Consider the following 18713-nt stretch of genomic DNA (forward strand, 5'->3'; position numbering starts at 1 on the left):
TCGTCAGCTCGCAGGCCTTCGCGCGCCAGGTCGATGCGCTCGGCCTCGATCCGCACAAGACGCCGCCGCCCGACCTTGCGCTCCAGTTGCGCACGTGGCTCGCGAACGATCTCGAACAGACGTTCCCGACCGTGTTCGCCGATGCGACGCTCGCGACGTCGGCCGTCTATCACCTGACCGACGATCTGTGGGCGCTGCCCGCGTTCGAAGCGTTCGGCCGCGCGCACGGCGCGAACGCGCTCGCCGTCGTGTACGACTCGCATGCGGTGCGCGAGAAAGGCAAGACCGAACCATCGCCGAACCAGCCGGCCGTGGACCGGCTGACCGGCCTCGCGCAGCTTTTCGGGCGCGACAGGACGCACATCATGCACAACAAGTTCATCGTCGCCGACGCAAGCGACGGGCGCGACGCGCCCGCGCGGGTGCTCGCGGGCTCCGCGAACTTCACGACCGAAGGCATCACCGAACAGGCGAACGTGCTTCACCTGCTCGACTCGCCGGCGCTCGCGACGCTGTACGACGATCGCGCCAAAGCGCTCGCCGCGAACCCGACCATCGCGCAGACCGCCGCACTGCCGACCGACGACAGCGCGACGCCCAGCAACGGCTGGTCGACGCCGGTGCAGATCGGCCGCGCGGCGGTGCGCGTGTGCTTTTCGCCGGAGCCGCGCAACCGCCGGCTGCAGATCGACACGATCGTCGATACGATCCGCAAGGCGAAACATTCGGTCGTGTTCTGCCTGTTCATGCCGACCGACGAACCGTTGCGCGACGCGTGCTTCGACGCGGGCGACAAGGGGCTGATGATGTTCGGCCTCGTGAACCACATCAGCGCGAAGTCCGCGCAGACCACGGAGCAGGAACAGAAGGACGGCAAGCAGCCGGACACCGCCGCGCTCGCGAATCTCGCGCTGTATCACCGCAGCAGGACGAATCGCGACGTGATCGACGCCGAATATTTCTCGCCCGCGACGACACCCGAGGGCTTCGAGCCCGAGCTTCAACTGTTCCCCGGCGAGAAACCGCCGCCGTACGCGCCGGTAATCATCCACCACAAGTTCATCGTGATCGACGCGGAAGGCGACGACCCGGTCGTCTATACCGGGTCCGCGAACATGAGCAACAATTCCGAGCACTACAACGACGAAAACCTGCTGGAGATCCGCGACGGGCGGATCGCCGCGATCTATCTTGCCGAGTTCCTGCGCCTTTACGAACACTACCGGGCGCGCGCGATCGGCATCGAACAGCAGCGGCGGCATACGGTGACGCGACTGCAACTGCAGGCCGACCGCGGCTGGGCCGACAAATACTACAAAGCGGGCAGTCCCGAGGAAAAGGCCCGCGTCGCGCTGGCTTCGGACGCCGGCGACGCGTGATCGCGCGGGCGGCGTACTCGCCACTGCATCGCGTGAACGATCTCGCTGGTTGAACCCTCGTCGGGCAGCGGCGAGAGACGGTGCACCGTTTCCGCGCCCTGCCCGCCTCTCCTCTCCAGCCGCGATGGTCGTTCGCGCCAATGTATACGGCGAGATATGACGCAACGCACCAACGCCACAGCGCCTCAATTTGCCCGCGGAAAAAACTGTAACCCCGCATCGACGGTCGAACTGTAATCACCATTGCGCGCACTGCTACGTATTCTGCGCAGACATCTGCCATGCATCGCCGCCGCGAAAATCGGGTAGCGACAGCGTGGCGAACGGAGACTGCCCATGCGGACCGAAGCCTGTGACGTCAGCACCCGCGACCCGCGCCCGAACGCGCCGCGCCTGCTCGAAGACGAAGACGTGTGGAGAGAAATGCCGTGTCGCCACGGCCTCGCGTCGGCGTCCGGCGTCGTGGTCGGACACTGGACCGACGGCCGGACCGCGCGGCGCGAACTGACCGCCCCCGTATTCGAGCGCCACTACACGGTCAGCGTCCTGCTCGGCCGCGCGACGGTCGATTGCTACAAGGACGGCCGGCTGCTCGACCGCGGCACGGGCGGCCTGGGCGGCCTTCAGTTGACCGGCCCCGGCGAACAGGTGACGTGCAGTTTCCGCGGCGCGAACGAAGCGATTCACGTGTTTTTCCCGGACGAGCTGATCGAAGCGCAGTACGACGCGCTGCGCGGTCATGGCGCCGCGCTGCGCCTCGAAGACCCCGCGTTTCGCGTCGATGCCGCGCTTGCGCCGATCGCGCAGTCGCTCGCGGCGACGCAGCGCGACAGCGAACGCAACGTCGAGCGCGACGAGCGTCTGGTGCTCGCGATCCTGCGCCACGTGCTGTCGCGGTATGCACACGAGCCGGCGCGCACATCGTCGATTCGCGGACTGTCGCCGTCGCGGCTGCGGCGCGTCTTCGACTACATCGACGCGAATCTCGCCGAGCCGATCACGCTGCAGGACATCGCGCGCCATTCGGGCTTGAGCCGCATGCACTTCGCCGCGCAGTTCCGGCTCGCGACCGGCGCGACGCCGCACGCGTTCCTGCGGGCGCGGCGCATCGAGCACGCGAAGCTGTTGATGATGCGCGACATGCCGATCATCGACGCTGCGCTCGCGGCCGGTTTCCAGGGACAGGCGCATTTCACGACCGTGTTCCGCGAACTGAACGGCCTGCCGCCCGCGCGCTGGCTGGAACAGCAACGGCGCGCCGCCGCGACGCATTGAACGTCGCCGCGACGGCGCGTGGGTATCGCTGGTTATCTTTCGCTCAACCGAAGGACCCGGCGCAAGCGCCGCGCCCTTCGTGTGCCCTTCGTGTAAAGCGGAATCAGTCGAGCTTGTACGACCCCGCGCCGGTGCCGGCGAGATTGCCGCCATCGACGATCAGATACTCCGGCCGGATCGGCTTCCGGTCGAGGAAGCATTGCAGGATTTCGAGCGTGCCGGCCGCATAACGATGCTGCGCGGACAGCGACGTGCCCGAAATGTGCGGCGTCATCCCTTCGTACGGCATCCGGCGCCACGGGTGATCGACCGGCGCCGGCTGCGGATACCAGACGTCGCCCGCATAACCCGCGAGGCGGCCCGACTCGACGGCGCGCACCACCGCGTCGCGATCGCACAGCTTGCCGCGCGCGGTGTTGATCAGATACGCGCCGCGCTTCACCAGTTCGAACATCCGGTCGTCGAACATGTGCTCCGTCGACGGATAAAGCGGCGTCTGCAGGTTGATTACGTCGCATACCTTCACGAGCGACTGCGGCGTCTCGTGATACGTGAGGTTCAGTTCGGCCTCGATCTGCGGCGACAGCCGGTGCGGGTCGTAGTAGTGCAGATGGACGTCGAACGGCTTGAGCCGGCGCAGCACCGCGAGGCCGATGCGGCCCGCCGCGATCGTGCCGAAGTGCATCCCTTCGAGGTCGTAGCTGCGCGTCACGCAATCCGCGATGTTCCAGCCGCCGTTCACCGCGAACTGATGCGACGGCAGGTAGTTGCGCACCAGCGACAGCGTCATCATCACCACGTGCTCGGCCACGCTGATGCTGTTCGAGAACGTGACTTCGGCCACCGTGACGCCGCGCGCGGCCGCCGCCTTCAGATCGACGTGATCGGAGCCGATGCCGGCGGTCAGCGCGAGCTTCAGCTTCTTCGCCTTCGCGATCCGCTCCGGCGTCAGATACGCCGGCCAGAACGGCTGCGAGATCACGATGTCGGCGTCGGGCAGGTGACGCTCGAAGGTCGAATCGACGCCTTCCTTATCGCTCGTGACGACCAGTTCGTGGCCGTGGCTTTCGAGGTACTTCCGCAGACCCAGTTCGCCGGACACGCAGCCGACCAGGTCGCCGGGCTTGAACCCGAGTTCGCCTTCCGGCGACGGCACCGTCTGGCCGTTCGGATAACCTTTGATGACCGGGATGTCGTCGCGCGCGTATTTCGGCGGATAACCGGTTACCGGATCGGGATAAAGCACGCATAGAACCTTTGCCATGTTCGTCTCCTTGAGTGATAGAGGTCGGGCGAGTGCCGAGTGGACTACACCGACAGTCTGCGTTTCGCTTCGGGAGAGTTATTTCGAAATCGCACGGTTTGGAGTGGATGCCGAACCTTCGCGTGATGCGGATGGAGCCGACGAAGGGCTACAACGGCGGCGGTGAGACGCGACCGGTTAGCGTGCCTGCCGATGCGACGGCGCATCGGCTCAATGCGAGGCCGATGTTCCTTCGCTCAACGGAAAGACGCGTATCGCGCTCGTTGCACCCGCGCCCTTCACGCGATCGACTGCGTAGAGCGTGTGGTGTGCGTCGTCCACCGCCACGCCGCGCGCCTCGCTGAAGTCGTCGGCGAGTGTCGTGACGGCGCCATCCGGCGCGATGCGGCAAAGGCCATGGTCGCCGCACTTCGTGTACAGCGCGCCGGCGTGATCGACCGCGAGCAGATCGGGGCCGTCGACGTGCGCGAATGCAACCCCTGCGCTGGCGGGCGACCGCGCCGCGAGCAACGCCGGCAGACCGTAACGCAGGATGACGCCGCTCGCCTGATCCGAGACGAACAGCGTATCGCCGCCGACCGCGATCCCGACCGGCTTCGACAGTCCGACGATCAGGTCGCGCTCCGTCGCCGCGTGCGTGTCGTCGTCGTAGGTGACGACACTCACGCCGCCCGCGTTCGGCTGGCTGCCGCTCTTCACGAACCAGCTCGACAGCGCGCGGCGCGGCCCGAGCGATACGAGGCCGAGCCTGCGCCGCTGCGGCGCGAGTCCGGTCAACACCGACGCATCGCCCGATGCGGAAACCGAGACCAACGCGCCGGCGCTGCCGAAACCAAAGCGTGCGACGAGCAGCGTGTCCTGTCGAGCGAACGCCGGTTGACTCAACGCGTTCGGCTGCCCCGGCACGGCGGGAACCGTCGCATAACGCGCGAACGTCGCGTGATCGGACGACCACAGCACCGCATTGTCGCGATCGTCGGTGATGAACAACGCGCCGTCGCCCGGCCGCACCGCGATCCCGTTCGGCTGCGCAGCGACGCCGATGCTTGCGGACGTGGCGCGCGGCGGCGCAGAACCGCAACCGGCAACGAACACAGCAGCAGTCGCAACAACGACGCTTGCCCGAACCACGCGCGCGCGGACACTCCGCACGATCACGCACAGCGACATGTGCGACTCCCATCAGACGGTTTGCGATGCGATGTACCGGCGTGCCTGCCGCTACGGCAACCCGGCTGGCGATCCAGTCGACGTCCCGCGCACGCGACAACCGCTGCCGTACGCGGAGCATCCAGCGGATTCTACCCGTTATATCCGTTGTAATATTTCGCTGGTTCGATATCGCTTTTCTTTCGAAGAGGGCCTTCCCATCATGCGAGCTTTCGTTGTCCGTCCGCTGAAGCGGACGCTGTTTGTGATCGGCGCTACCCTGCTCGTCGCGAGCGCGAATGCGCGCGCCGACGAACTGATCGTGTCGGCCGCGGCGAGCCTCATCAACGCGTTCAAGGCGATCGGCGACGCGTACGAGCAGCAGCATCCCGGCACGAAGGTGTTGCTGAACTTCGGCGCATCGGACGTGCTGATGCAGCAGATCGTCAAGGGCGCGCCGGCGGACGTGTTCGCGTCCGCCGACCAGAAGGCCATGGACAAGGCGGTCGCGGAGAAGGTCGTCGATCCCGCGACGCGCCGCGACTTCGCGACGAACGCGCTCGTGCTGATCGTGCCGGCCGACAGCCGCTTCGCGCCGGCCACGCTGAACGATCTGACGTCGGCGGACGTGAAGCGCATCGCGTTCGGCGACCCGGCGTCGGTGCCGATCGGCCGCTATGCGCAGGGCGCGTTGCAGGCCGCCGGCGTATGGGACGCGGTCAACGCGAAGAGCGTGCTCGCGTCGAACGTGCGGCAGAGCCTCGATTACGTGTCGCGCGGCGAAGTGGACGCCGGTTTCGTGTTCGCGACCGACGCCGCGATCATGCCGGACCGCGTGAAAGTCGCGCTGACCGTGCCGACGCAAACCGCCGTGTCGTATCCGATCGCGCTCGTCGAGGGCAGCCGCCACGCGAACGACGCGAAGGCGTTCATCGCCTACGTGCTGTCGCCCGACGGCCAGGCCGTGCTCGCGAAATACGGCTTCAAGCCGGCGGCCGGCGCGCACTGATCCGCGCCCCCCGAGGAGACGCCCGCTCATGGAACACGCATGGATGATTCCGTTGTGGCTGTCGCTGAAGGTGGCCGGCTGGGCGACCGCGCTGAACGTCGTGTTCGGCGTCGCGATCGGCTACGCGCTGTCGCGCTGGCGCTCGCCCGCGCGCGACGTCGTCGATTCGCTGCTGACGCTGCCGCTCGTGATGCCGCCGACCGTGCTCGGGTATTACTTGCTCGTGCTGCTCGGCCGGCGCGGTGTGATCGGACGATGGCTCGACAGCATCGGCATCCAGCTCGTGTTCACGTGGCAGGGCGCGGTGATCGCGTCGATGATCGTCGCGTTTCCGCTCGTGCTGAAGTCCGCGCGCGCGGCGTTCGAATCGGTCGATCCGCAACTGGAGCGCGCCGCGCGCACGCTCGGCATCAGCGAGGCGGCGATCTTCTTTCGCGTGACGCTGCCGCTCGCGACGCGCGGACTGCTCGCCGGCACGCTGCTCGCGTTCGCGCGGGCGCTCGGCGAATTCGGCGCGACGCTGATGGTCGCGGGCAACCTGCCGGGCCGCACGCAGACGCTGTCGGTCGCGATCTATGCAGCGGTGCAGGCCGGCGACGACAGCACCGCGAATTTCCTCGTGCTCGTCACGTCGGTCGTCTGCGTCGTCGTGCTGCTGCTTGCCGGCCGGCTGGTTCCGCAGCCTTCGGTCGCGACCGCGCGTTGAGATGACGCTGACCGTCGCGATCCGCAAGACGCTCGATACGGCCGGCCGCCGTTTTGCGCTCGACATCGCGTTCGAGACGACGGCCCGGCGCGTCGTGCTGTTCGGTCCGTCGGGATCGGGCAAGACGCTGACATTGCAGGCGATCGCGGGTCTGCTGCGCCCCGACGAAGGCGTGATCCGGTTCGAGGAGCGCGCGCTGTTCGATAGCGGCGGCGGCGTCGACCTGAAGCCGCAGGCGCGCAGGGTCGCGTATCTGTTTCAGGACTATGCGCTGTTTCCGCATCTGAACGTGCGGCAGAACATTGCGTTCGGGCTGTGGCGCGGCTGGCTCAATCCGTCGCGGCGCGATGCGCATCCGGATGTCGAGTATTGGCTCGATGCGCTGGAGTTGCGCGGGGTGGCGCAAAGTCATCCTGTGCATCTTTCGGGTGGACAGAAGCAGCGGGTGGCGCTGGCGCGCGCGCTCGTGGCGCGGCCGCAGATGCTGTTGCTCGACGAGCCGTTTTCCGCACTGGATCAGGCGCTGCGGGTGAGGATGCGGGAAGAGCTTGCCGCTTTACAGGCGCGGCTCGATATTCCGATGGTGCTGATCAGCCACGATCCCGAGGATGTGGACGTGTTCGGGGAGGAGGTTGTCAGAGTGGTGGATGGGCGCGTGGAGAGCGGCGGGAGGGTTGTGGTGGGCGGTGGGGTTTGGGCGGGAAGGTAGGGGTGTTGGCGAGATTGAGTGCGGCGGCGCGCCTCGTCTGATAACCCCTGACGGGAACGGAAGCGCCCTCGGGTTGAGGTTGTTACCGGAACCCACGATCAAAAACAAAAACCCCGCTAGCCGTACGGCTAGCGGGGTTCAGAAATACTGCTGAACTGCCTTGATGTCTGTTGGTGGAGCGGATGAGGATCGAACTCACGACCTTCGCATTGCGAACGCGACGCTCTCCCAGCTGAGCTACCGCCCCAACGAAGCAGCGATTCTAGCACAGCTTCTTCAGAATTTGCCAACCCCCAAGAACACTTATTTCGAAGACGAAGAAGGCGCCCCCGCCAGCACCCAGCTAACGACGGTCCGGATATCCGCGTCGCTCATCGCCGGATGCGACGGCATCGGAATCGCGCCCCACACGCCCGCGCCACCGTTGCGCACCTTCCCCTGCAGTTTCGCCTGCGCGGCCGGATCGCCCTTATAACGCGCCGCGATCTGCTGAAACGACGGACCCACCAGCTTGCGGTCCACGGCATGGCATCCCATGCACGCGTTCGTCCGCGCGATCGCCAGACCGTCTTCAGCCGCGACGGCCGGCTGTGCCGCCGTCAACGCAATCGCAATCGCCATCGCACCGCCGATCGACAGGACGCCCGCCGTCACTCCACGCCTGAAGAACGTCCGCATCACATCGCCTTCCCGCTGCTGCCCGGATGAACCGGCGACGAATTGATCACCGGCGCCGGCGGCTGCTGATCGATCGGCCGCGACGACACCGACGAATCCGGCACCGCGCCGACCGTCGGTTCCTCGGCCGCGTTCGCCGCAGCCGGCGCGCTGGTCGACTGCGCCGCAGCCGTTGCGGCCGCCGCCTGCTCCGGCTTGATGTACTCGAACACCTTCACGACCTGCTCGACGCCCGACACGCGGCTCGTCGCATCCGTCGCGATGTTGCCTTCGTCGACGGTCACGAGCCCCATCAGATAAACGATCCCGCGCTCGCTGACGACCTTGAAGTTGTTCGCCGAAATATCCTTGTACGCAATCAGTTCGGTCTTTACGCGCCCTTCGAGGTACGTGTCGTTCGTGCGCGACGAGAACGAGCTTGCCGGCTGCACCGCCAGTTCGTTGACGATCGCGTTCACGTTCGTGATCCCGCGCACGATCGTCTCGGCCTTCTGCTTCGACGCCAGGTCCGGCACCTCGCCGGTGAGCAGCACGCGCTGGTTGAACACCGTGACGTTCACGTGCGCGGCATCCGGCAGGTTCTTGCTGAGATCCGACAGCGCCTTCACCTGGATCTCGCGGTCCTCGGTCTGTGCGCCGACGGTGCGCCGATCGGTCGCCACGAGCGCGGTGCCGCCCGCCGCGCCCGCGAGCGCGAGCACGCAACCCTGGAGGCCCGCCGCGACGCCAGTCGCGAGGCCGATTACCAGCGTGGTTCTGGTCAGCATGCCGCTGAGGCGGAATCTGCTCATCAACTCCCTCTCCTTCGTCCTTCGGTGTCAGTCGTCGCCCAGCAGCATCGCGTCGATGCCGTCGCACAGGCAGTGGATGGTCAACAGGTGAACTTCGTGAATGCGCGCGGCCCGTGCGGACGGCACGCAGATATGGATGTCGGTATCGGTCAGCACATCGTTCGCGCGGCCGCCGCCGTCGCCGGTCAGCGCGACGACGACCATCTCGCGCTCGTGCGCGTCGCCGATCGCCGTGAGCACGCTCGCGGCATTGCCCGACGCTGAAATCGCGAGCAGCACGTCGCCCGGCTGCCCGAGCGCGCGGACCTGCTTCGCGAACGCCTGGCCGAAGTCGGCGTCGTCGGCATCGGCCAACGCCGCCGCGCCGGTGGTCAACGCGAGCGCGGGCAAACCCGGACGCTCGCGCTCGAACCGGCCGACGAGGCCGGCCGCGAAATGCTGCGCGCCGATGGCCGAGCCGCCGTGGCCGCACGCGATGATCTTGTTGCCGTTCGCGAGCGCGGCGAACATCGTGTCGATCGCTGCGGCGATCGGCATCGAAAGGGCTTCCAGGGCTTCGAGCTTGACTGCCGCGCTGTCGCGGAAGTGCTGTTGAATGCGTTCGACGGACATCGACTGTTCTATAGGTACTGCGTGGTATTGCGAAAAGGCTGCGCGTCGCGCGGTGTCCGCAAGTTTAGCGCACTCGTGCGCCGCTTCCCCCATCCGAAACGGCGCACAGCGTCAACGATCGTCCGCGCGGAACGCGTCGCGCAGCCACACGAGCCGGCCGCTGTCGAATGCGATCACATCGAAGCGGCACGCGGGCATTTCATCCGCATATCCGGCGAGAAAGTGCTGCGCGGCATGGAGCAGCCGCCCTCGCTTGCGCCACCCGACGCTCGCCGCCGCGCCGTCGTAACCGCGCCGCGTGCGGGCGCGCACTTCGACGAACACCAGTGTGCCGTCCGGCTCGCGCATCACGAGATCGAGTTCGCCGCCGCGGCAACGCACGTTGCGCGCGACGAACCGGAGACGCTGACGCTGAAGGAATTCGAGCGCGCGCGCCTCGAAGCGTGCGCCGACGGCGTTGGACCCGCCGCGCCCCTTAAAGTTGTCGCGGGTGCAAGAAGGATCGGCTCGCGCCGATGCCCGGGTCGCCGCATCGGGCGCAAACGGCGCACGGCGTTTGCCGCCACTCGACGTCATCGCGTCGCTCCACGCCGCGCGCCGATGCGATGGCGCCGCGCGAGGTCCGACCCGCGCGACGTCGCATGGCACAATGTCGGCCTCGTTCTCACCGCTCGCGCGTTCCGCGTCATGACGTCCCTCTTCGAACTCGCACAGGCCCAGCAGTACCCCGCCGCCACGCTGTACGTCGTGGCGACGCCGATCGGCAACGCAGCCGACATCACGCTGCGCGCGCTGCACGTGCTCGGCCTCGTCGATCGCATTGCGGCCGAGGACACGCGCAACACCGGTCAGCTGCTCGCGCGCTACGGGATCGACAAGCCGCTAATCGCGGTGCACGAGCACAACGAACGCGAAGCCGCGCAGCGCGTGATCGAGCATCTGCGCGCCGGCGAGCGCGTCGCATGCGTGTCGGACGCGGGCACGCCCGGCATCTCCGACCCCGGCGCAAAACTCGTCGACGCGGTGCGCGACGCCGGCTTCGAGGTCGTGCCGCTGCCGGGCGCGAGCGCGCTCGCGACGGCGTTGAGCGCGGCGGGCGACTGGGTTTCGACGTTCACGTTCGTCGGCTTCCTGCCGTCGAAGCCGAAGCAGCGCGCGGCAACGTTGCAGGCGCTCGCCGCGCATCCGCACGCGCTGGTGTTCTACGAAGCGCCGCACCGGATCACCGACACCGTGCAGGCGCTCGCGGACGCGTTCGGCCCCGCGCGCCGTCTGCTGATCGCGCGCGAGTTGACGAAGCTACACGAGTCGATTCATCGCTGCACCCTGGCCGAAGGGCCGGCGTGGCTCGCCGCCGATCCGAACCGGCAGCGCGGCGAGTTCGTGCTGGCCGTCGAAGGCGCGCCGGCGAGCGCGTCGGCCGACGACGATCACGACGCATTGCTGCGGATGCTGCTCGACGAGGTGCCGGTGAAGAGCGCGGCGAAGATCGCGTCGGCGCTGACCGGCGCGTCGCGCAACACGCTGTACGCGCGCGCGCTCGAACTGAAGGATCGGCCGGACGATGCCGGCGATTGAAAAACTGACAACCCGGGAACGACTGAAATGAAGAAGGGCCGCGCAATGCGGCCCTTCGTCGATCCGGGAGCCGGGCAATCCGCGCGCGGCGCGGCGCCGGGCAACCCGCGGTCAGTGGTCGGTGTTCGACGCGGCCGCGAGCATTTCCGCGCGCGCTTCCTTTGCTTCCTGACGCGACAGCCCTTCGATCTGCACGCGGGCGGTGCCCGCATGCTGAAGGCCGAGCATCCGGGCGGCGGCATACGACAAATCGATCACGCGGCCGCGCGAGAACGGTCCGCGATCGTTGATCTTCACGACGACCCACTTCGTGGTCGCCGGAATGCTCACCTTCACGTACGAGCCGAGCGGCAAGGACCGATGTGCGGCGGTCAGCGCATGCATGTCGTAACGCTCGCCGCTTGCGGTGCGGCGGCCGTGGAAGCCAAGGCCGTACCACGACGCACGCCCCGCCTGACGGAACGACGACACGTCGGGACCGCTTTCCGAGATCGGTTGCGCGTCCGCGAGCGACTTGTCGTTGCTCGCGTCGGACGCCGGCAGCCCGTCGAATGCGGCCGTGCCGTAGCTCGGCGGCGCGACGAGCGCGGCGCTGGTCCGGGCACTCTTCGTGCTCAATGCATTGCCATCCGCCTGGCTCTGCGGCCCGGGCGGCATGGCGCAGCCGGCGAGAATCGACACGGCTGCGAGACTCCCGAATCGTCGTCGAGAAAGTCTGAGTTTCATAAGCTGGCCATCATGTTTCGAAGCCCTCGGCGCCACTGCGGCGCGTCACTGCAAGGCTTCGGCGGTCGCGGGAACAAACGTTCCCCGCTCGCTGACGCGAGTGAGAACCGGTGCCCGGATGCGGCTTGCTGCGCCGCTACCGCTAGTTATCTTTCACGTCTGGCGCAGCCTCTTCCCCGGCAGCCTGGCCAGACCCCACGTGCCGCCATCGAACATGGCAAACAGTTCTGGCGCACCGGTCGGAAAACAGACACGGCGCACAGGAACGGCGGCGTAGGCCCCACCCAGCGTCACGGCAGCGAGGCCGTAGCAGGCGCGCGGCGCCTGGCTGGGCAAGACGTGCGGCATCGAACGGATCGACACCTGATTTGCCGTCGGACTGGTTTCCCAGCCCCCGACAGCACTGCTTGACGGCGATGACCATGCCCCGAAAAACGGGATCGCATCGCCGATTGAAGGCACGAAAATCGTGCGTGATGGGCCGCATTATACCTAAAACGAATTCCTGTCACGTCCGGGTCGGAAAAAATGCCATGATTTTTCACTATCGGCGTAACAAAGCCGTTTGCGTCGCGCGTTCGCGCACCAGGCTGCGGCGTTCGCCGGCCGGTGTCGCGCGCCGGTACAATCAGGACTTTCGCGGCGGCCGGACCCGGTCGTTCGCGAACGACGATACCCGACGATCCCCTTCCCGGCGCCCACGATTCCTCGCATGAAAGTCACGCTGATCCCCGTCACGCCGTTCCAGCAAAACAGTTCGCTGCTCGTGTGCGAGGCGACCGGGCGCGCCGCCGTCGTCGACCCGGGCGGCGATCTCGAACGGATCGAAGCCGAAGTCGCGCGGCAGAACGTGCAGATCGAAAAGGTGCTGCTCACGCATGGCCACGTCGACCACTGCGCGGGCGCCAAGGCGCTCGCGGCGCACTACGGCGTGCCGATCGAGGGGCCGCACGAGGACGAGCGCTTCTGGCTCGACATGCTGCCCGAGCAGAGCACGCGCTTCGGTTTTCCGGCGGCGCAGGCGTTCGAGCCTGACCGCTGGCTCGATGACGGCGACACCGTGCGCTTCGGCGACGAAGAACTGGAGGTGTACCACTGCCCGGGCCACACGCCGGGTCACGTGGTGTTCTTCAGCCGCGCACACCGGATCGCGCTGGTCGGCGACGTGCTGTTCGCCGGCTCGATCGGCCGCACCGATTTTCCGCGCGGCAACCACGCGGACCTGATCCGCTCGATCCGCGAGAAACTCTGGCCGCTCGGCAACGACGTGACGTTCGTACCGGGCCACGGCCCGACTTCGACGTTCGGCGCCGAGCGTCGCACCAACCCTTATGTCGCAGACGGCGTACCCGGATGAACAACGACGAAATTTACGTCAGCACGGATGTCGAAGCCGACGGCCCGATTCCCGGCCCCCATTCGATGCTGAGCTTCGCGTCCGCCGCGTACACGGCGGACAAGCGGCTGATCGCGACTTTTTCCGCGAACCTCGAACTGCTCGAAGGCGCGACGCCGCATCCAGTGCAGGCCGCGTGGTGGGAGACGCAGCCGGAGGCTTGGGCCGCGTGCCGCAAGGACCTGCAAACGCCGGAGGCGGCGATCGTCGCCTACGTCGAATGGGTCGAGGCGCTGCCGGGCAAGCCGGTGTTCGTCGCGATGCCGGCCGGCTTCGATTTCACGTACATGTTCTGGTACATGATGCGGTTCGCCGGCCGCTGCCCGTTCTCGTGGTCGGCGCTCGACATCAAGACGCTCGCGTTCGCGATGACGGGGCTGCCGTACCGCAAGTGCATCAAGCCGAGGTTCCCGAAGCACTGGTTCGACGACCATCCGCACACGCACGTCGCGCTCGACGACGCGATCGAGCAAGGGGCGCTCTTCTGCAACATGCTCGCGGACCTGCGCGCCGCGCAGGCGGCCGGTACTGTTGCGGCGGCGTCGGTAGATGGGAACGCATCAGGTCAAAACGCCGCTGACGACGTATCAAATTAGGCGATCCGTCTCGCCGAACGCGTTTCGCATTGCGTTTCGTTTTCCTGGCCTCTAACATTCGGAAATACGGCGACGCAAACGGAGGCGCAGTTGACACTCGATACGTTCTCTCAAAAGATTCTGCGTCTGCTGCAGCTCGACGCGCGCCGTTCGGTGCAGGAAATCTCCGATCAGGTGGGGCTGTCCAGCACGCCGTGCTGGCGCCGGATCAAGGACATGGAACAATCGGGCGTGATCCAGCGCTACACCGCGCTGCTCGATCGCGAAAAGCTGGGCCTGCACGTGTGCGCGCTCGCGCACATTCATCTGACGCGGCACACCGAAGGCGGCGTCGAGGAATTCGAGCGGGAAATCGCCACTTGCCCGGAAGTCACCGAGTGCTACAGCACGACCGGCGAGTCGGATTACATCCTGAAGATCGTCGCGCCGGACATCAAGTCGTACGACGCCTTCCTGCACGAGCGCATCTTCCGCATCCCGGCGGTCGCGCAGGTGCGCACGAGCGTCGTGCTCCGCGAGATCAAGTTCGATACGCAGTTGCCGCTTTGAACTGAGCCGCCACCGCGCCGGTCACGACCGCGTGTCGTGCGCGGGGTGCGGCGGGCGAACGCCGTCGCGCCGCCCCTCCCCTTCGCCGCGAACGCGCAGCAGCACGTCCAGCCGCCGCGCGCCGACGCTGCGCTTCAGCGCATCGAGATCGACGTCGCCAAGCCCACGCCGTGCGTCGCCGTCCGCGTCGAGAAGCGTCACTTCCGCGTCGAGGCCGGTACTCAGGTAATGCAGCGTGACCGCGGCAACGCCGACGCCATGCTCGCCGAACGCGGCGCGCAGCCGCGCGGCCACGTCGCTGCGCGGCGGCAGGCCGGCGACGGAGCGCACGTGCATGTCGTCCTCCGGATCGACGTGGATCAGCGCATCGAACACGCGCGGATCGGTCAGCACCCGCGCCCGCGCGGACTCCGCGATGTAATGCCCTTCGGACACCGAGATCAGCGGATCGACGAGAATGTGCGCGTCGACGAGCGCGAGGTCGCCGGTCTTGCGGGTGCGCATCTCGTGCACGTCGAGCACGCCCGGCGTGCCGAGCAGCAGTTCGCGCAGATCGGCGGTCGTCGCGGTGTCGAGCGCGCGGTCGGACAGGTCCTGCAGCGCGTCCCAGCCGAACACCCAGCCCATCCGCGCGACCATGAAGCCGACGATCGCCGCGGCGATCGGATCGAGCAGCCGTACGCCCGCGAGACTGCCGACGATGCCGAGCGCCACGACGAGCGACGACGCCGCGTCCGAGCGCGCATGCCACGCGTTCGCGATCAGCATCGCGGAGCGCACGCGCTGCGCCTCGCGCAGCATGTAGCGAAACAGCGCCTCCTTCGACACGAGCACGAACAGCGCGACCACGAGCGCGCTCGCATGCAGCGGCGGAATGTCGTCGAGATTCGCGAGCCGCGTGCCGGCCCGCCATAACATTCCGACGCCGACGGTTATCAGCAGTGCGCCGAGAAATAATGAAGCAACCGTTTCATAACGGCTGTGACCGTAATTGTGGTCTTCGTCCGGCTGCGCGCCGCTATGCCGATTGGCCAGCAAAACGACGAAATCGGATATCAGATCGGCAAACGAATGGACGCCGTCGGCGATCAGCGCCTGCGAATGCGCAAACACGCCGACGACCATTTGCAGCACCACGAGTACCGAATTGACGACGATGCTGACGAACGTACTCCTGCGTGCAACCTGGTGCTTGTCTGGCAGCTCGCCGGCGACGGATGAAGGCATGTGAAAGAAATACCGGATTCAAAGTACCCCGGATTGTAGCGGCGATTGGCGGCATTATCCTGAATGCCCACAAAAATCTCTTTAAAATCAGACCACTACAAGAACACGACGCATTCGTATTCACGCGACAGCGCGTGTCGCTGCTTCGTCGACAGACAATAAAAAACCGCGTGCCTGACGGCCACGCGGTTTTTTGTAGGAAAACGGACGACAAATACTGGGATTCGTCCGAATCGCTTACGGGTTATTTCTGGATAAGAAATTTTTCGCGATCTTTGCCGGCAATCCAGCGCGGCGGCTTACCACGGCCGGACCACGTGCTGCCGCTATCGGGGTCGCGGTATTTCGGAGCGACGCTCGCCCGTGCGCGGGAAGAAGCCTTGGCGTTCTTGCTGCGTCCGCCGCCGAGTTCGGCGAGCGTGATGCCATAGTCGGCCATTTTCTGCTTGATTTCATCGAGGACCTCGGCGTATTCGCGCGCCTTGGCCTCTTCAATCTGCTTCTCCAGTTTTTCGCGCTGGGCGAGAAGTTCCTTGTAGGAAGACATGATGTCCCTTGTGGTTTCGATTAATTGGCTACCAGTCTCTCGCCGGTATGCCGATCACCTGATAGTTGCACCGCCTCGGAATTTCGGGGGAGATTAGCACAAAATTGAAATGCTGGAAAAGTTACGAAGCGCAAAAAATAATAAATTGTTTTTCGAACGCACCGCCTTCGCATAGCGAACAGCCCCTCCGGCATTTTTTGCTGTTCGCAGATTCCTTAAAGAGGTGACGCGCATGTTAATGCCCGATCGGAGTAATTGGCAGCCGATGATAATTAATCCTGTGAACAGGCGTTAACATTTCATCGTGTGACAGCTTCGCCCGTCATTCATTCGCGCCGAATCGGCCGCTTGCCATTTCACGGTCGCCGGGATGAATTCCGGCGCGGTGGCACCGCCGCCGGCTCATTTATCAGGTTTTGCATTGGCCAATGCATTCGGCAAGCGCGTCGCGCAATGACGCGTCGTCGAGTTTCGGTCCGTCGAATTCGAAACGCGTGCGCGCGCCGTCAATCGTCAGATCGGCGCCGTATCGATCCACGCCTAGCGGGACCAGCCGGCCGGTGCGCGCCGGATGCGCTTCGAAGAACCGCAACAGGTCGTCCTCGGCCGCCGCCGACAACGGTTCGAGCGAATCCAGCTCCGAGCCGTCGAGCCAGCCCATCGCACCGAACCCGCCGATATAACGCACCCGCTCGACGTGCATCACCCAGAACGTGAAGTCGCCGAGCGCGAGATAGCGCCGTGCGTCCGGCTGGTAGCGCAGATAACGGCGCGCGACGTCGGGGCCGCCGCCGTCCTCCACCGGCTCGAACAGCCCGAGCAGCGTGGCCCGCTGACCTTCGAGCACGTTGCCGTCCGACGCATGGGCGACGAGAAACCCCGCGCGCGGATCGCCGTGCAGGTTGCGCGTGTGTTCGGCGAGTCGGCTCACGAGGATCACCGGACGGTGCCGCGCGTCCGGCGCGAACGGCAGCAGCGTCGGATACGGGAAACCGTGCGGATCGCGCGCGTGGGTCGCAAGCGTACCGGTCGACGGCTGATGCAGCAGATGCAGCAGGGCGTGAGCAGATATCTTCAAGTGCGCGTCCTCTTTTTCCCGCCCGCAGTGGGCGCGTTCGTCGATCGCCATGCCGGCGCGGCGTGGTGTGGGGTGGCGCGGCAATCCAGCCCGCCGCCCGGCGTACCGATATTAGTGCAGCGCGGCAACGCCTGCTCCAGCGTGGGCGAGGCGGCTTCGCTAGAATCATCTGCTTTCATTCGCCTTCCTCCGCCAGGAAACCCTGTGTCCGATCGTTCGACCGACTCCCCCCTCGCCGTTCCCGCTCCCGCCGAAGTCCATCGCGCGCTGCCCGTCGCGACCCGCAACCGCGCGCGTATCGCGACGATGGCGCTCTTCTTCGTCGCCGGGATGATGTACGCGTCGTGGGGCGTGCACGTGCCGACGGTGCGCGACCGCTTCCACCTGAGCCCCGCGCTGCTGTCGTATGCGCTGTTCGCGGTCGCCGGCGGATCGATCGCCTCGATGACGTCGATCGGCGGCTGGATCGCGCGGGTCGGCACGCGGCGCGCGTGTCTCGCCGGCGGCCTCACGCTGTCGATCAGCGGCGCGCTGATCCTCGTCGTGCCGACCTACGGGCTGCTGCTCGCCGTGCTCGCGCTGTTCGGCGTCGGCATGGCGACGCTCGACGTCGCGATGAACGCCGAGGCGAGCGCGGTCGAAGAGGCGCTCGGCCGGCCGATCATGTCGTCGCTGCACGGGATGTTCAGCCTCGGCGGGATGGCCGGCGCGGCGGTCGGCGGCGCGCTGCTCTCGCGCGGCATGGCGCCGGCGCTGCATCTCGCGCTCGCGTCGTCGCTCAACGCGCTCGTGCTGATCGTGTCGTGCCCGGCGGTCCTGCCTCACGTGCCGCACGCGGCGCACGCGGACGCGTCGAAGTCCGGCAACCGCTGGCGCACGCCCGCGCTGTGGGCGCTCGGCGCGATCGCGCTGATCGCGCTGATCGCCGAAGGCGCGATGTACGACTGGGCGACCGTTTACATGCGCGACGTCGTGGTGGCGACCCCCGCGGTCGCGAGCGCCGCATACGCGGCGTTCTCGGGCGGAATGGCGGCCGCGCGTTTCGCCGGCGATGCGGTGCGCGCGCGTTTCGGCGCGCCGCAGCTGGTGATGGCGAGCGCGTCGCTCGCGTGCGTGGGGATGATCGGCGCGCTGCTGCTGCCGTACCCGGTCGCCGCGCTGACGGGCTTTACGCTGATGGGGCTCGGCCTCGCGAACATGATGCCAGTGCTGTTCGCGGCCGCCGCGCGCGTGAAGGGGATCCACGCGGCCGAAGGACTCGCGCACGTCGCGGGCATCGCGTACGTCGGGCTGCTGCTCGGGCCGGTGGTCATCGGCGGCGTCACGCAGGTCACGACGCTGCCGATCGGCCTGTCGGTCGTCGCGCTGTGCGCGGCGGTGGTCGCGGTGGCCGGACCGAAGGTGCTGGCGCGGCTGGGCATCTGACGGCCGCGTTGGCGCGGCG

Annotated in this window: 21 protein-coding genes and 1 tRNA gene; 10 read left to right on the plus strand and 12 right to left on the minus strand. The window is 66.8% G+C overall.

The genetic code is table 11. The annotated features are described in order from the left end of the window. Both BLV92_RS00005 and BLV92_RS00010 read left to right on the plus strand, forming a co-directional pair. On the plus strand, positions 1-1379 hold a 1379-nt coding region (locus BLV92_RS00005; protein WP_143040622.1), incomplete at its 5' end, for a phospholipase D-like domain-containing protein. 336 nt (positions 1380-1715) lie between these two features. Next, a complete protein-coding gene (locus BLV92_RS00010; RefSeq protein WP_090540976.1) occupies positions 1716-2654 on the plus strand; it encodes a helix-turn-helix domain-containing protein in 939 nt (312 codons plus the stop codon). Between the two features lie 103 nt (positions 2655-2757). Here the strand turns inward: BLV92_RS00010 and BLV92_RS00015 are convergent, their stop codons facing one another. Together BLV92_RS00015 and BLV92_RS00020 are read right to left on the minus strand one after the other, a co-directional pair. Then, positions 2758-3918, minus strand: a complete 1161-nt coding sequence (locus BLV92_RS00015) for an NAD-dependent formate dehydrogenase (protein ID WP_090540981.1) — start codon at positions 3916-3918, stop codon at positions 2758-2760. A 210-nt stretch (positions 3919-4128) separates the two neighbouring features. Beyond that, positions 4129-4929, minus strand: a complete 801-nt coding sequence (locus BLV92_RS00020) for an NHL repeat-containing protein (protein ID WP_143040623.1) — start codon at positions 4927-4929, stop codon at positions 4129-4131. A 361-nt stretch (positions 4930-5290) separates the two neighbouring features. Between BLV92_RS00020 and modA the strand changes: the two genes are divergently transcribed. The 3 genes from modA to BLV92_RS00035 are packed head-to-tail and all read left to right on the plus strand — an operon-like array spanning position 5291 to position 7491. Then, complete coding sequence (gene modA, locus BLV92_RS00025; protein WP_090540987.1) at positions 5291-6076, plus strand: molybdate ABC transporter substrate-binding protein; 786 nt, start codon at positions 5291-5293, stop codon at positions 6074-6076. Positions 6077-6104: 28 nt separating this feature from the next. Next, the gene (modB, locus tag BLV92_RS00030; protein WP_090540991.1) at positions 6105-6782 is read left to right on the plus strand and encodes a molybdate ABC transporter permease subunit; all 678 of its coding nucleotides are present in this window, start codon (positions 6105-6107) and stop codon (positions 6780-6782) included. Between the two features lies 1 nt (position 6783). Beyond that, the gene (locus BLV92_RS00035; protein WP_090540994.1) at positions 6784-7491 is read left to right on the plus strand and encodes an ATP-binding cassette domain-containing protein; all 708 of its coding nucleotides are present in this window, start codon (positions 6784-6786) and stop codon (positions 7489-7491) included. 171 nt (positions 7492-7662) lie between these two features. Here BLV92_RS00035 and BLV92_RS00040 read toward each other — a convergent pair. The 5 genes from BLV92_RS00040 to BLV92_RS00060 all read right to left on the minus strand — a co-directional run bounded on the left by BLV92_RS00040 (position 7663) and on the right by BLV92_RS00060 (position 10148). After that, positions 7663-7738, minus strand: a tRNA-Ala gene (locus BLV92_RS00040). A 56-nt stretch (positions 7739-7794) separates the two neighbouring features. Beyond that, complete coding sequence (locus tag BLV92_RS00045; protein ID WP_090540997.1) at positions 7795-8169, minus strand: c-type cytochrome; 375 nt, start codon at positions 8167-8169, stop codon at positions 7795-7797. Continuing rightward, positions 8169-8960, minus strand: coding sequence for a BON domain-containing protein (locus BLV92_RS00050; protein ID WP_090541000.1), 792 nt, complete (start codon positions 8958-8960; stop codon positions 8169-8171). The genes BLV92_RS00045 and BLV92_RS00050 overlap by 1 nt, the downstream gene beginning before the upstream one ends. A gap of 27 nt (positions 8961-8987) precedes the next feature. After that, positions 8988-9572, minus strand: coding sequence for an SIS domain-containing protein (locus tag BLV92_RS00055; RefSeq protein ID WP_090541003.1), 585 nt, complete (start codon positions 9570-9572; stop codon positions 8988-8990). 111 nt (positions 9573-9683) lie between these two features. Further along, positions 9684-10148, minus strand: coding sequence for a YraN family protein (locus tag BLV92_RS00060; protein ID WP_090541006.1), 465 nt, complete (start codon positions 10146-10148; stop codon positions 9684-9686). Positions 10149-10259: 111 nt separating this feature from the next. Between BLV92_RS00060 and rsmI the strand changes: the two genes are divergently transcribed. Then, the gene (gene rsmI, locus BLV92_RS00065; protein ID WP_090546704.1) at positions 10260-11150 is read left to right on the plus strand and encodes a 16S rRNA (cytidine(1402)-2'-O)-methyltransferase; all 891 of its coding nucleotides are present in this window, start codon (positions 10260-10262) and stop codon (positions 11148-11150) included. 111 nt (positions 11151-11261) lie between these two features. On the opposite strand, the gene BLV92_RS00070 is transcribed toward rsmI, so the two are convergent. After that, the gene (locus tag BLV92_RS00070; protein ID WP_090541009.1) at positions 11262-11876 is read right to left on the minus strand and encodes a septal ring lytic transglycosylase RlpA family protein; all 615 of its coding nucleotides are present in this window, start codon (positions 11874-11876) and stop codon (positions 11262-11264) included. Between the two features lie 153 nt (positions 11877-12029). Beyond that, on the minus strand, positions 12030-12338 hold the full coding sequence (locus BLV92_RS31285; protein ID WP_134092195.1) for a hypothetical protein: 309 nt from the start codon (positions 12336-12338) through the stop codon (positions 12030-12032). Between the two features lie 250 nt (positions 12339-12588). Between BLV92_RS31285 and BLV92_RS00080 the strand changes: the two genes are divergently transcribed. The 3 genes from BLV92_RS00080 to BLV92_RS00090 all read left to right on the plus strand — a co-directional run bounded on the left by BLV92_RS00080 (position 12589) and on the right by BLV92_RS00090 (position 14417). Further along, positions 12589-13233, plus strand: coding sequence for an MBL fold metallo-hydrolase (locus BLV92_RS00080; RefSeq protein ID WP_090541015.1), 645 nt, complete (start codon positions 12589-12591; stop codon positions 13231-13233). After that, positions 13230-13868, plus strand: a complete 639-nt coding sequence (locus BLV92_RS00085; protein ID WP_090541018.1) for a 3'-5' exonuclease family protein — start codon at positions 13230-13232, stop codon at positions 13866-13868. The genes BLV92_RS00080 and BLV92_RS00085 overlap by 4 nt, the downstream gene beginning before the upstream one ends. A gap of 90 nt (positions 13869-13958) precedes the next feature. Beyond that, a complete protein-coding gene (locus tag BLV92_RS00090) occupies positions 13959-14417 on the plus strand; it encodes an Lrp/AsnC family transcriptional regulator (protein WP_090541020.1) in 459 nt (152 codons plus the stop codon). A gap of 21 nt (positions 14418-14438) precedes the next feature. Here the strand turns inward: BLV92_RS00090 and BLV92_RS00095 are convergent, their stop codons facing one another. The 3 genes from BLV92_RS00095 to BLV92_RS00105 form a co-directional block, all read right to left on the minus strand. After that, on the minus strand, positions 14439-15644 hold the full coding sequence (locus BLV92_RS00095) for a cation diffusion facilitator family transporter (RefSeq protein WP_090541022.1): 1206 nt from the start codon (positions 15642-15644) through the stop codon (positions 14439-14441). 244 nt (positions 15645-15888) lie between these two features. Continuing rightward, complete coding sequence (locus BLV92_RS00100) at positions 15889-16191, minus strand: H-NS histone family protein (RefSeq protein ID WP_090541025.1); 303 nt, start codon at positions 16189-16191, stop codon at positions 15889-15891. Positions 16192-16600: 409 nt separating this feature from the next. After that, positions 16601-17269: a HugZ family pyridoxamine 5'-phosphate oxidase gene (locus tag BLV92_RS00105; protein ID WP_090546706.1), complete on the minus strand. Its 669-nt coding sequence runs from the start codon at positions 17267-17269 to the stop codon at positions 16601-16603. Here BLV92_RS00105 and BLV92_RS00110 point away from each other — a divergent pair. After that, positions 17240-18694: an MFS transporter gene (locus BLV92_RS00110; RefSeq protein WP_342029113.1), complete on the plus strand. Its 1455-nt coding sequence runs from the start codon at positions 17240-17242 to the stop codon at positions 18692-18694. The genes BLV92_RS00105 and BLV92_RS00110 overlap by 30 nt on opposite strands. The last annotated feature ends 19 nt before the right edge of the window (positions 18695-18713 follow it).

It is taken from the genome of Paraburkholderia caballeronis (assembly GCF_900104845.1).
Taxonomy (GTDB): Bacteria; Pseudomonadota; Gammaproteobacteria; order Burkholderiales; family Burkholderiaceae; genus Paraburkholderia; species Paraburkholderia caballeronis.

What these genes read in the sequence shown, in the direction of transcription:
- rsmI (WP_090546704.1), top strand. Translation starts at nt 10,260, where the DNA reads ATGACGTCCCTCTTCGAACTCGCACAGGCCCAGCAGTACCCCGCCGCC.
- BLV92_RS00010 (WP_090540976.1), top strand. Translation starts at nt 1,716, where the DNA reads ATGCGGACCGAAGCCTGTGACGTCAGCACCCGCGACCCGCGCCCGAAC.
- modA (WP_090540987.1), top strand. Translation starts at nt 5,291, where the DNA reads ATGCGAGCTTTCGTTGTCCGTCCGCTGAAGCGGACGCTGTTTGTGATC.
- BLV92_RS00060 (WP_090541006.1), bottom strand. Translation starts at nt 10,148, where the DNA reads ATGACGTCGAGTGGCGGCAAACGCCGTGCGCCGTTTGCGCCCGATGCG.
- BLV92_RS00045 (WP_090540997.1), bottom strand. Translation starts at nt 8,169, where the DNA reads ATGCGGACGTTCTTCAGGCGTGGAGTGACGGCGGGCGTCCTGTCGATC.
- BLV92_RS00095 (WP_090541022.1), bottom strand. Translation starts at nt 15,644, where the DNA reads ATGCCTTCATCCGTCGCCGGCGAGCTGCCAGACAAGCACCAGGTTGCA.
- BLV92_RS00050 (WP_090541000.1), bottom strand. Translation starts at nt 8,960, where the DNA reads ATGAGCAGATTCCGCCTCAGCGGCATGCTGACCAGAACCACGCTGGTA.
- BLV92_RS00015 (WP_090540981.1), bottom strand. Translation starts at nt 3,918, where the DNA reads ATGGCAAAGGTTCTATGCGTGCTTTATCCCGATCCGGTAACCGGTTAT.
- BLV92_RS00110 (WP_342029113.1), top strand. Translation starts at nt 17,240, where the DNA reads ATGCAGCAGGGCGTGAGCAGATATCTTCAAGTGCGCGTCCTCTTTTTC.
- BLV92_RS00055 (WP_090541003.1), bottom strand. Translation starts at nt 9,572, where the DNA reads ATGTCCGTCGAACGCATTCAACAGCACTTCCGCGACAGCGCGGCAGTC.
- BLV92_RS00100 (WP_090541025.1), bottom strand. Translation starts at nt 16,191, where the DNA reads ATGTCTTCCTACAAGGAACTTCTCGCCCAGCGCGAAAAACTGGAGAAG.
- BLV92_RS00035 (WP_090540994.1), top strand. Translation starts at nt 6,784, where the DNA reads ATGACGCTGACCGTCGCGATCCGCAAGACGCTCGATACGGCCGGCCGC.
- BLV92_RS00070 (WP_090541009.1), bottom strand. Translation starts at nt 11,876, where the DNA reads ATGAAACTCAGACTTTCTCGACGACGATTCGGGAGTCTCGCAGCCGTG.
- BLV92_RS00080 (WP_090541015.1), top strand. Translation starts at nt 12,589, where the DNA reads ATGAAAGTCACGCTGATCCCCGTCACGCCGTTCCAGCAAAACAGTTCG.
- modB (WP_090540991.1), top strand. Translation starts at nt 6,105, where the DNA reads ATGGAACACGCATGGATGATTCCGTTGTGGCTGTCGCTGAAGGTGGCC.
- BLV92_RS00085 (WP_090541018.1), top strand. Translation starts at nt 13,230, where the DNA reads ATGAACAACGACGAAATTTACGTCAGCACGGATGTCGAAGCCGACGGC.